Origin of the sequence: Agrobacterium larrymoorei (assembly GCF_030819275.1) — a bacterium.
In the GTDB taxonomy this organism is placed as follows: domain Bacteria; phylum Pseudomonadota; class Alphaproteobacteria; order Rhizobiales; family Rhizobiaceae; genus Agrobacterium; species Agrobacterium larrymoorei_B.
In genome coordinates this window covers 2,666,003-2,678,225 of sequence record NZ_JAUTBL010000002.1, presented here as the reverse complement: position 1 = coordinate 2,678,225, position 12,223 = coordinate 2,666,003, and the positions used below count along the sequence as shown (strand labels likewise).

Annotated in this window: 7 protein-coding genes; 3 read left to right on the top strand and 4 right to left on the bottom strand. The window is 59.5% G+C overall.

What is annotated here, in order from left to right:
• Nucleotides 1–10: 10 nt before the first annotated feature.
• The 3 genes from QE408_RS21555 (at nt 11) to QE408_RS21545 (ending at nt 2,867) form a co-directional block, all read left to right on the top strand.
• Nucleotides 11–889, top strand: coding sequence for a F0F1 ATP synthase subunit gamma (locus QE408_RS21555; RefSeq protein WP_306934507.1), 879 nt, complete (start codon nt 11–13; stop codon nt 887–889).
• Between the two features lie 23 nt (nt 890–912).
• Nucleotides 913–2,370 carry a F0F1 ATP synthase subunit beta gene (gene atpD / locus QE408_RS21550; protein ID WP_306934506.1) on the top strand — a complete coding sequence of 486 codons (1,458 nt, stop codon included), beginning with the start codon at nt 913–915 and terminating at the stop codon, nt 2,368–2,370.
• An 86-nt stretch (nt 2,371–2,456) separates the two neighbouring features.
• A complete protein-coding gene (locus tag QE408_RS21545; RefSeq protein WP_306934505.1) occupies nt 2,457–2,867 on the top strand; it encodes a F0F1 ATP synthase subunit epsilon in 411 nt (136 codons plus the stop codon).
• A gap of 486 nt (nt 2,868–3,353) precedes the next feature.
• Here the strand turns inward: QE408_RS21545 and QE408_RS21540 are convergent, their stop codons facing one another.
• The 4 genes from QE408_RS21540 to QE408_RS21525 form a co-directional block, all read right to left on the bottom strand.
• Entirely contained in the window at nt 3,354–5,135 is a 1,782-nt protein-coding gene (locus QE408_RS21540) for a methyl-accepting chemotaxis protein (protein WP_306934504.1), read from the bottom strand.
• Between the two features lie 318 nt (nt 5,136–5,453).
• On the bottom strand, nt 5,454–5,930 hold the full coding sequence (locus tag QE408_RS21535; protein ID WP_062424868.1) for a chemotaxis protein CheW: 477 nt from the start codon (nt 5,928–5,930) through the stop codon (nt 5,454–5,456).
• Nucleotides 5,930–7,714, bottom strand: coding sequence for a methyl-accepting chemotaxis protein (locus QE408_RS21530; RefSeq protein WP_306934503.1), 1,785 nt, complete (start codon nt 7,712–7,714; stop codon nt 5,930–5,932). The genes QE408_RS21535 and QE408_RS21530 overlap by 1 nt, the downstream gene beginning before the upstream one ends.
• A 202-nt stretch (nt 7,715–7,916) precedes the next feature.
• Nucleotides 7,917–12,077, bottom strand: coding sequence for a translocation/assembly module TamB domain-containing protein (locus tag QE408_RS21525; RefSeq protein WP_306934502.1), 4,161 nt, complete (start codon nt 12,075–12,077; stop codon nt 7,917–7,919).
• Between the last annotated feature and the right edge of the window lie 146 nt (nt 12,078–12,223).

The window sequence follows — 12,223 nt, the reverse complement described above, 5'->3', positions numbered from 1 at the left end:
CGGATAACGGATGCCTTCACTAAAGGATCTGAAAAACCGCATTGCCTCCGTAAAGGCGACGCAGAAGATAACCAAGGCGATGAAAATGGTCGCCGCGGCGAAGCTTCGGCGCGCCCAGGAAGCTGCGGAGGCCGCCCGCCCATATTCGCAGCGCATGAGCGCCGTGCTGGCCAACATCGCTCAGGCGGTGGAAGCCGATGTCGCTCCGGCGCTGATGACCGGAACCGGCAAGGACGATGTGCATCTGCTCGTCGTCTGCACGGCGGAGCGCGGTCTGTGCGGCGGTTTCAACTCACAGATTTCCCGCTTTGCCCGCGATCAGGCCCGCAAGCTGATGGCGCAGGGAAAGACGGTCAAGATCATCACGGTCGGCAAGAAGGGCTACGATAGCCTTCGTCGCGAATTCGCCTCCAACATCATCGAGCGCATTGAACTGCGCGACGTGAAGCGGGTGGGTTTTGCCAATGCCGATCTGATCGCCAAGAACATCATTGCCCGTTTCAACGCTGGCGAGTTCGATGTCTGCACGCTGATCTACTCGGAATTCAAGTCCGTGATCAGCCAGATCCCGACGGGCCTTCAGTTGATCCCGGCTGCTGTTCCAGCCGCCGAACAGGCAGCGACCGCCAACACGGCGATCTATGAATACGAGCCGGATGCAGCCTCCATTCTGGAAGATCTCATTCCGCGCAACATTTCCGTCCAGGTTTTCCGCGCATTGCTGGAGAACGTTGCTGGTGAAATGGGCGCCAAGATGAGCGCGATGGACAACGCAACCCGCAATGCCGGTGAAATGATCCACAAGTTGACGCTGTCCTACAACCGCCAGCGTCAGGCTCAGATCACCAAGGAACTCATCGAAATCATTTCGGGCGCGGAAGCGCTCTGAGGTAAGGAAAGAGGGTAAGGATAATGGCTCAGGCAGCTACCCCCATTAAGACCGCAGCGACCGAGGGCGCTACCGGCAAGGTTACGCAGGTTATCGGCGCTGTTGTGGACGTTGCGTTCGAAGGCGAACTGCCGGCGATCCTGAACGCGCTTGAAACCGACAACAACGGCAACCGCCTTGTTCTCGAAGTTGCGCAGCACCTCGGCGAAAGCGTCGTTCGTACCATCGCGATGGACTCCACCGAAGGCCTCGTTCGCGGCCAGCCGGTCGCCAACACCGGCGCGCCGATCTCGGTTCCGGTTGGTCTTGAGACGCTCGGCCGTATCATGAACGTTATCGGTGAGCCGGTCGACGAAGCCGGTCCGCTGAACACTGCAACCAAGCGTGCCATCCACCAGGAAGCGCCGTCCTACGTCGACCAGTCGACGGAAGCACAGATCCTCGTCACCGGCATCAAGGTCGTCGACCTGCTCGCGCCTTACGCAAAGGGCGGCAAGATCGGCCTGTTCGGCGGCGCTGGCGTTGGCAAGACGGTTCTGATCATGGAACTCATCAACAACGTCGCCAAGGCGCATGGCGGTTACTCCGTCTTCGCGGGCGTCGGTGAGCGTACCCGCGAAGGTAACGACCTTTATCACGAAATGATCGAGTCCGGCGTGAACAAGCACGGCGGCGGCGAAGGCTCCAAGGCTGCTCTGGTTTACGGCCAGATGAACGAGCCGCCAGGTGCGCGTGCCCGCGTTGCTCTGACCGGTCTGACGATCGCTGAAAACTTCCGCGACGAAGGCCAGGACGTTCTGTTCTTCGTGGACAACATCTTCCGCTTCACCCAGGCTGGCTCGGAAGTGTCCGCTCTGCTCGGTCGTATCCCGTCTGCTGTTGGTTATCAGCCGACGCTCGCGACGGACATGGGCCAGATGCAGGAACGCATCACCACCACGACCAAGGGTTCGATCACCTCGGTTCAGGCCATTTACGTTCCCGCCGACGACTTGACCGACCCGGCACCTGCCACCTCGTTCGCCCACTTGGACGCAACGACGGTTCTGTCGCGTTCGATCGCCGAAAAGGGTATCTACCCGGCTGTTGACCCGCTCGACTCCACCTCGCGCATGCTCGACCCGCTGATCGTTGGCGAAGAGCACTACGAAGTGGCTCGTAAGGTTCAGTCGACCCTGCAGCGCTACAAGGCTCTCCAGGACATCATCGCCATCCTCGGCATGGATGAACTGTCCGAAGAAGACAAGCTGTCGGTTGCCCGCGCCCGTAAGATCGAACGCTTCCTGTCCCAGCCGTTCTTCGTTGCCGAAGTCTTCACCGGTTCTCCGGGCAAGCTCGTTGCTCTCGAAGACACGATCAAGGGCTTCAAGGGTCTCGTCAACGGCGAGTACGATCACCTGCCGGAAGCGGCATTCTACATGGTCGGCTCCATGGACGAAGCCATCGAGAAGGCAAAGAAGCTGGCTGGCGAAGCCGCTTGATGTGATTGAACTGGTGCGCGGTTTTCGCCGCGCGCCGTTTCCCTCCGCGACATCGTCTGTCGCGCAATCAGAAGAAGTGAATAGCCATGGCCGACACTTTCAAATTCGAACTTGTTTCTCCCGAGCGTTTGCTGGTCTCCGAGACGGTCAGCGAAGTCGTGATTCCGGCGACGGACGGCGAAATGACGGTTCTGGCGAACCACGCACCGGTCATGACGACGATCAAGCCCGGCATCGTCACGGTGAAGACGGCATCTGGCGAAACTCACAAATATGTGGTGTTTGGCGGCTTTGCCGACATTCTGCCGACCGGCTGCACGCTGCTCGCTGAATCGGCCATCTCGGCTGACGACATGAGCCCGGATGATCTGCAGAAGCGCATCGCCGCTGCCCGTTCGGAGATCGAGGAAGGAAACCACCACCACGATCACCTGACCAAGCTGGAAAAGCATCTTTACGAGCTGACGAACCTGCACGAGGTTCTCGTCGCCGCTTGAAAGGACCGGGCGGGATCGCGCGAGCAACCGTCCACATAGGAAATGAGAAAAGAGCGGTCCAAGTGGCCGCTTTTTTTGTTTTTATGCAGCGTCACGGGGACGACATGCACGTTGTGCTTGATGGTCACTTCATGCTGCGCCTTTGCGTGATGAGCACGCTCCAGTGGCTCATGCGACAGCGTACCCGTGCCATTGGCAGAGGCCAGGCTGACGGCAATCGTGGCGAGAGATGACGATGTCTAAGGGTAGTCCTCTCTCACTGTCTCCCCGCGACGGCACAGGAACGGGAGTGGGCACTATGGCGGAAGCGTGTATGTTCCGCGAAGGCTGCTCGCGCCCTGATGTTTTGAGGAATAGGGATGAGGTCAGCTCAGCAAGGACGGCGCCACCGGGCGGCTAGAGCCGCTTCCTAAATTGCCTGGCGTATCTCAACTTGAACACGCACTGGGCCGACCGCGACACCCTCGCTCATGAACGAGGCACGCTTTAAAACTCGGTCCACTCTGCCGCAACAGCGGCTGGCGCTGCCGATCGGAAGCGTCGTGCAGGCATTTGCCTTGGCAGTGTGACCCCCTCCCGAGCGGATAGAGACGTGACAAGCGAAGGGGCAGGCGATGGGGTGTTGGCAAAGCCGACGTCAAACTGTGTCAGTAGCTGGCGGAGCGTTTCGGCTTCCCGCGCCAATCCGTGGCTGGCTGCCGTCGTCTCTTCCACCATAGCGGCGTTCTTTTGAGTGGCCTGGTCCATGAGGTTGACGGCATTGTTGATTTCGCTGAGGCCCGTTGCCTGTTCGCGTGCGGCTTCGACGATGGCCGACACATTGGTGTCGATCCTCTCGACCTGGGACGCGATGTGCTTCAAGGCTTCTCCCGTTTCGCCCACCAGACCCACACCGCGCGCGACATGCGCGCCGGACGCATTGATCAGTTGCCTGATCTCCTTGGCGGCTGCGGCGGAGCGCTGGGCCAGATCGCGGACCTCTTGCGCCACGACAGCAAAGCCCTTGCCGGACTCCCCAGCGCGTGCCGCCTCCACGCCAGCATTCAACGCCAGAAGGTTTGTCTGGAAGGCGATGCTGTCGATGACGGTGATGATGTTGGTGATCTCGCCAGCCGAATGGGAAATCGCGTCCATGGCCGCGATGGCGCGGTGAACGATCTCGCCGGATCGCTCCGCATTGGCCTTGGTCTCGCTGACCAGATGGCCCGCCTCATCGGCTCTCCGGCTGGCGTCCGCACCCGTGGTGGTGATTTCTTCAAGGGCTGCGGCACTCTGCTCCAGGGAGGCTGCCTGCTGCTCCGTGCGCTGTGCGAGCTGGTCTGCGGCGACGCGTATCTCTGCCGAGCCGGAGGCGATGATCTCCGCGTTCTGCGCCACGGTCTGCATCGTCAGGCGCAGCTTTTCGATCACCTCGTTAAAGTCGCTGCGAAGCTTCTCCATGCTGGGCACGAAGGGCGTGTCGAGGCGCTGGCGCAGATTGCCTTCCGCAAGCGCACGCAGCGCCAGTCCAAGCGTCGAGATCGCGCTCATGCGCGGTGTCACGTCGGTCGCAAATTTCACCACCTTCACCACCGCGCCGCTGTCGTCGAGGATGGGGTTATAGGCCGCCTGGATCCAGACCTCCTTGCCGTCCTTGCCAAATCGGACGAACTCGTCGGAAATGAATTCGCCGGCGGCCAACCGTCGCCAGAAATCGCGGTAGGCGTCCGACGCTGCATACGCCGGCTCGCAGAACATCCGGTGATGACGCCCTTGGATTTCCTGTAGGCTGTAGCCGAGCGTATGACAGAAATTCTCGTTGGCAGTGATGATATCGCCTGCTGGCGTGAACTCGATAACCGCCTGAGAACGGGAGATTGCTTCCAGCTTGCTGTTGTCCTCTTTTGCCTTCAGCTTCTTTTCGGTGATGTCGCTGGCGATCTTCACCACCTTATAGGGTTTGGTGCCGCGGAAGACGGGATTGTAAGACGCCTCGATCCAGATTTCGCGCCCGTCCTTTCGCAGCCGCTTGAATTCACCGGCCCTAAACGAGCCTGTCGCCAACGCGCTCCAGAAGTCCTGGTAGTCTGCCGAGTTGGCATAATCCTGATCGCAAAAAATCCGGTGATGCTTTCCGACAATCTCGGTCAGCTCATAGCCGAGTGCTTCGCAGAAATTGGCGTTTGCTTCCAGGATAGTACCGCGCAGATCGAACTCGATCACTGCTTGCGATGTGGAGAATGCTCTCAGAACGTTGGTCTTGTCAGCGCTTTTTGCCAGCCAAAACATTTTCCCCTCCAGGCCAGCCGAAATGTTGTGGCGGTGCTCCCGATAGCTGAGCACACTGAAGCCCGTTACTTGCGCCTCGGCCAGATCGATTGTGCGCTTGCATCCATTTATTAGAGCATCTTAATATTAATGGTTTCTTTCTTAGTGTAATCGCAATAATGCTGTGTACGGAATACTACATAGTATCGCGGCGTGACGTCTCCAGACCGAAGCGGAATTCTTGTGGCATCCGATACTGCGGAACAGCCAGAGAAAAGCAAAAAGCCGCGCGGAGGTGTCCACACGGCTTCGATGACTGGTCTTGAGGGAAGGCGCCGATCAGGCGGCCAGTTCGTCCATATCGGTTCCCTTGAACATCTTGGCGAGGTTCAGGAAGCAGATCATGCCATGCTCGTTGGCGATGATGCCTTCGGAGAAGGACTTGTCGAAGGAGGCGGAGACTTCCGGAACCGGCTGAACCTGGCTTGCCGGGATCGTCAGGATGTCGGAGACGCGGTCGACCAGCATGCCGATGACCATATTGTGCACTTCGGCAACAACGATGGCGCTGCGCTCATTGGCAACGGTGCTCGTCATGCCAAGCTTGTAAGCAAGATCGATGATCGGAATGACCGAACCGCGCAGGTTCATGACGCCGATGACATCCGGCGGAGCATGCGGAATAGGCGTCGATGGTGCCCAGCCGCGGATTTCGCGAATCGTGGTGGTCTTGACGCAGAATTCCTGATCGTGAAGACGAAACGCTATGATTTCGAGGGTTTCGCCGCCGAAGTTTGTCGAGTTGATCATTGCCATCAGAATTCTTCCCAATCCTTTTGTGTCGGAGCCAGAGCGAGAGAACCTGACGTCGCGTGAACCGCGGGCTTCGGCTTCCTCTCCGGAGCGCGCGCCACCGACGCTCTTTGTTCAAGCTTCACTGGTTGATTCGTAACAGAAGAATGTTTCCCAAATCTAAATTGCGCGAGAAGTTCGTACAGGACGTGCGCTTCATGCTCGAGTCCATGGCTGGAGGAGGTCGTCTGCTCCACCATGGCGGCATTTTGCTGAGTATTGGTGTCCATGGCTTCAACCGCGTGGCTGATTTCCCTGACACCATTGGCCTGGTCATGCGCTGTCTCGACAATCGCCGCGACATTGGTGTCGATCTCTGCCACCTGGCCGACAATCTTGCTCAGTGCCTTGCCCGTCTCGCCAACGAGATCGACGCCTTCCTTCACCTGGTTGGCAGAGGTGTTGATCAGCGTCTTGATCTCTTTTGCCGCATTGGCCGAGCGTTGCGCCAGTTCACGCACCTCCTGCGCGACAACCGCAAAGCCCTTGCCAGCTTCACCGGCGCGTGCCGCTTCGACACCGGCGTTCAGGGCGAGCAGGTTAGTCTGGAAGGCAATGTCGTCGATGACGCCGATGATGTTGCCGATCTCATTGGAGGATTGAGAGATGCGACCCATGGCTTCGATCGCCTTGCCGACGATGAGGCCGGACTGCTCCGCATCGGCCTTGGTGTTGGCAACGAGACGACCGGATTCTTCCGCACGGTTTGCGTTTTGGGCAACGGTGCGGGTGATCTCATGCAATGCCGCAGAGGTTTGTTCAAGTGCCGCAGCCTGCTGTTCGGTACGCCGCGCCAGGTTGTCGGTGGCTTCGCTGATTTCACGCGCACCCATGGTAATGCCGCTCGTGCTTTTCGCCACATCGCGCATGGCCGATTGAAGCTTTTCCAGCGAGGCATTGAGATCGTGGCGGACTTTTTCCAATGTGGGGGTGAACGGTACGGAGATCGTGCCGGTGAGATCGCCATTCGACAGTGCCGTGAGACTTGCGGCAAGACCGTCCACAGCCACAACGCGATCGGTGACGTCGGTGGCAAATTTGACGATCTTGAAGACTTTGCCGTTTTCATCGAAGATTGGATTATAGGAAGCCTGAATCCAGATCGGTTTCCCGGTCTTGGTGATGCGCTTATATTCGGCCGTGGTGAATTCACCGCCCGCCAGCTTTTTCCAGAACTCATCGTAGGATGGATCGCGGTGGACTTTGTCTTCGCAGAACATGCGATGATGTCTTCCGCGGATTTCCTCGAGCGTATAGCCCAACGCATTGAGAAAGTTCTGGTTGGCCGAAATGATGTCGCCGGTGGGCGTGAACTCGATGACAGCCTGCACACGCGAAATCGCGTCCAGCTTGCCGGAGTCTTCTGCGGCCTTCCGCTTCGCCTCCGTGATGACGGTTGCGAGCTTAACGACGCTCTTGACGCGATTGCCGATCATGACCGGGTTGTAGGAGGCCTCGATCCAGACTTCCCGTCCGTCCTTGGCGATGCGCTTATATTGACGCTTGTCAAAACGACCGGCCGCGAGGTTTGTCCAGAACTGCTTGTAATCCTCGGTGTTCGCGTAGGAAGGTTCGCAGAACATGCTGTGGTGTTTGCCAATGACCTGGTTGGCTGTGTATCCCATCGCACCGCAGAAATTTTCATTCGCGGAAAGAATATTGCCGGACGTATCAAATTCGATAATGGCTAGAGAACGGCCTAAAGCAGCAAGAATTGCCTTTGCCTGTGTTCCAGGAAGGAAGAGCATTCAATAACTCCGTCACGGTTCAACCGTAAGGTCATACCAGTATTGCGTTGCGGCGGAACAAGAGCCTTAGGCGCGGCATGCGGATGGTTCAGGGCAACAACAGTTGTTTTAGCCCAGTATCTTTAAAAATCTCTGAATTGTAAGAAGTTTAACTATTTCCTTAACGTGACCCCATAAATCTGGTTGTTCACGCATAAGTTGATCAGTATTCCTTTTCATAAAAAATACCGGCGGCGCCTTCGCCGCTGGCGCCGGCCTCTCCGCGCAGCTTCACACCGCGTCCGACGTCGAGATTGATAATGGCCTTTGCGCCGGAATCGCCACTCTGCTCCAGTTCGAGATAGGTTCTTTCATTGATGTATTTTCCGGCGGAGACGCGTGCGCGTCCTTCGGAGTCGGTGGAAATATCGAGATCGTCGATGCCGAGATTGCTGCGCAGGCTGTCGAACAGCGAGGTGGAGCGCCCGCCGGCCAGCTGGCTTGCCGCGTCTGCCAGGCGTGCGATCTGCAGGGGAGAGAGCTTCGACATGGACTGGCCGAAGATCAGCTGCGCCATGATCTCATCCTGCGGCAGTGCAGGCGAGGAGGTGAAGGCGAAGGCCGGATCGTTGGCGTTGCCGCTGACGGTCACCGTCACGGTATTGGAGCCTACGGTGGAATCGGCAGACATATTGAGAACCGGAATTAGACCGCCACCGAAGGTGATATCGCCGTTGGTGAAATCAAGCCGGCGGGTCAGAATCTCCAACCGGCCGCGGCGCATGGTGAAGCCACCTGAGACCTGCGGGTTCGCCGCCGTGCCGCGAACGGTCAGATTGCCGTTCAATTCGGCATCGACACCGCGCCCGCGTACGAAGATGCCGCTCGGCGCGTTGATCTGGAGATCGAGGCCGATGGTCGAGGAGGTGCCGTCACCACCCTGGTCTGCGCGCAGTTCCGCATCCTGGCGCCGGACCGCTGGCGGGGCGTTCTTGTGCTTGATGTCGATTTCCGCCAGCGAAGCGGGCAGCCGTTCGGGAATTGTGACCGCGCTCTTGTCCAGCGTGATCGTCCCGGCAAGCATGGGCGAGGTCAGGACCGGTCCCTTCAACGTCACCGTACCGCTGGCCTGGGTGGTGAAGAGCGTACCGTCCACGTAAGTGGCGCGGTTCAGTGTGAGGCTGAGATCGGCAGGGAAACCGGCGCCAGGATTGATGCCGATGGTGCCGGAGCCCGAGAGCGTTCCGCCGCCTGACATGGCGCCGGTCAGCCGTGAAATGGTAGCGACATCGCGGTTGAAGCTGATCGTCGCGGCAATATTGTTGACGGTCAGATTGCGCCGGACATCGGTCACGCGGGCGCCGTCGGTGGTGATGGTGCCTGTGACAGAGGGCGCGCTTGCCGTACCTTCAATGCGGATATCGACAGCTGCGGAGCCGTTGACGACGAAGCCCTGAGCGGACGTCTGCGCCGCAAGTGCTGCAAAAGGAATATTGCCCTTGAAGCTCATGGCCAGTGGCCGGTTGCCGGCAAGGCCAAGCGTGCCTCCACCGGATAGTGCAAGACCGCCGCCTGCACTCAGATTGGTATCGAGCCGCAGCGTCTGGCCAGCATAGCGTCCATTCGCCTTGATGCCCAAGGGGCCAAGACCTGCGGCGCGCGTCTGCGCCACAGCCGCGTCCGACCATGTCAGATCGTAATCGACAGCAGGATCGGCAGCTGCACCCTTGGCAACGACCGTGCCGGAAATGGTGCCCCCTGCATCGAGCCCCGGCGAAAAGGCATTGGCGAGGTTGGCTGGCAGCGAGCGGATGGCGACGTTGAGATCGAGCGTGGAGCCAGCAGTGCCGTTGACCTCGACCCGGCCGTTGCCTGTCTGGATGGTCAGGCCTGCGATACGGGCCACACCGTTTTCGATAGCGATCGTGGTGGGCGCGGCAAGCCGGACCGGGATCCCTCGCGGTGTCGCGGAGAAGCTATCCACGGAGACGGTCATCGGCGAGGCACCGGTGTCTGCGCGACCTTTCAGCACCAGCGGCGCGTTGTCATAGCGGCCGTTGAGGTCGAAGGTGGTGGCGTTCGATGCGTGGTCGATATTCAGCGCAATGCCGGATAGGGCAGCGGCACCGGCATCGATCTTGTCCGCCTTCACATTGCCATTGATGGCGAGTGCGGCAAGATCGTCCACCTTCAGATCGGCTGCCAATCCGGCAATCGTCGTGGTGCCTTGGCGGATGCTGTTGCCGCTGGCACGGATCGTCGCGGCGATCTTGCCATTGGCATTGCTGATCGCGATATCGCCCTTCAGGTCGCCGCTTGCCTGTTGGGCCGCAAGCGCTGCGAGCAGCGAGATATCGGGGAAATCGAAGGAGAGGTCGCCGGAAGGTAGAAACTGCGGTGTCAGTTGCAGCTTGCCCGTTAACACATTGGAGCCGACCTTGACGTTCAGCTCTGGAATGGCCGTGCCTTCACCGGTTTGCACCAAAGCAGCAGAGGCGTCGATCGGCTGGTTGTCGAGCGTGCCCGTCGCCTGGAATCTGGCTTGCGGGGCAGCAAAATCCGCCTTGCCGCTGGCGGAAACCTTCAGCGATTGCAGCGCTCGCCCTGCCAGTGTCGCTCGATCCGCCGAGAGATCGGCGGTGAAATCCGCCGCATTGATAGGGCCGTTGGCCTGCAGCGAAAAGTCGAGAGACCCCTCTGCCTGCGGCGAGAGCTTTTGCAGGGATGGCAGGCGACCGGAGAGTTTCGCGCCGATCGTGCCGTTGTCGAGTGTCACGTCGCCATTGGCTTCCAGCGTGCTCGATTTCACCACGAGGTTTTCGAGGCTGGTCGCGCCACCGATGAGGCTCTGCACATAGCCGTCAATCGCAATCGTCCCATCGAATTTCTCCGAGAGGCCGGTCGGCAATACGGAGGGCAGCACGAAGAGGCGCAAATTGGACGAGACGCGGCCTTCTGACAGATCGTAGGAGCCGCTGGCCGTGCCACCGATGCTGGCGCTCTCCAGCGTCGCCCCTTCAAAGGCGATGGATTGCGGCGAGACGCGCAAGGGGGCGCTGAGCTTCAAGGGTGCCTTGATAGCGCGCTCCAGATCGGGCGCAGTCAGTGCCGAATGGTCGACAGCAAGCAGCGTGCGGATCGTTCCGGTGCGGTTGGCAACATTCAGATCGTCGCTGGTTGCGGTCAGCTTTACACCCTCAAGCGTGCCTTGTGGCGCGGTGAGTGAGCGCAGCGACACGACGGTGTTCAGCCTTGCCGCATCGGCATTGCCGCGCAGGCTGAGATCAATGCCATCGACGAGTGCCTGAACCTGACCTTGCCCGAGCGGCAGGCGCACGTCGACAGGCCCATTGGTTCCGATGAGATTGGCAGAGAGATCGTTCTGGCCTTGAGGGTCGAGACTGCCGGAGGCGGTGAGGATCAACGCGCCGGTTTCCAGATTGCCGTTTTCAACACTGATGCGTCCCTCCGGCGAAATGGATGCGGCAAGATCGACCTTGGTTTCGCCGGTAAAGAGCTGTCGCATCAGCGGAGGCAGAAGGCGATCCGGTTGGCCTCCACCCTGCAACGTCACACGGCGCGTGCCATCGGCTGCAAGGCTATGATGGCCATCGAGAGACAGAACCTGATTTCCGGCAACCGCGCCGACGAGCTTGCCCGACCAGTCTGACAGCGGGCCTTCGCCATTCAGATTGATGGATACGGCCGGGGCGCCTGGAAGACGAAGCAGATTGGCAAGAAGGCCGCCTTCCGGTTCATTCAAAACCGCCTTCAGCTTCAGCACGTTTTCACCCGGAACATAGGCGAAGTCAGCATCGATCGAGGCGCGTTGCTCGTCCTTGCGGGAGGCCGAGAGCGAGGCCGTTATCGTATCGGCCGTGGCATAGCCGTTGCCGGAGGCGCTCAGAGAAAAGGCGCGTCCCGCAAGCTTCTCGCCAAGCTCGATATTCGGCAAGGAAAGATCGTCGATGGCCACGTCAAACGGAAGGGTGAAGCTGCCCGAGCTTTTCTGCACGGGTTCTGACGGGGGGAGTGGAAGACGATCGACCGTGATGTTGGCGGCGGTCAGCCGTTCGGCGTGGAAGGTGCCAGTCAGAAGATCGAGCGGCGACCAGTCGAGTTCAACGCCATCAAGCTTTGCATAAGGGCCGTCGCGATCGGCAATCGTCACCCCGTCCAACCGCAGCCTGCCGCTCAGCAGGCCCTTGGGCGGCGAAATGGTGATCGTCTGATCCTCGCTGGAGGCAATGCGCGAGACCTCGTCCGCTACGAACCGAGCGCCAAAGGGGCTCAGACCCAGAAACAGGACCACGATCACAAGAAGGGCAACAGCCCCGAGTGCGATGTAGGCGAACCATTTCAGCAATCGAATCAGCATGTTCATGAGCGGTAATATACACTTCGCTTGGTCGTCGTGACAGGTTTGGGCATTTTGCCTTTAGCGCCACGCCCGGCTTGGTTGGCCATCCCTTCGTTTACGTTAAAGCGTGTCGCGATCTTTCAGATTCGCTTACACGCTTTAAGTCCTTG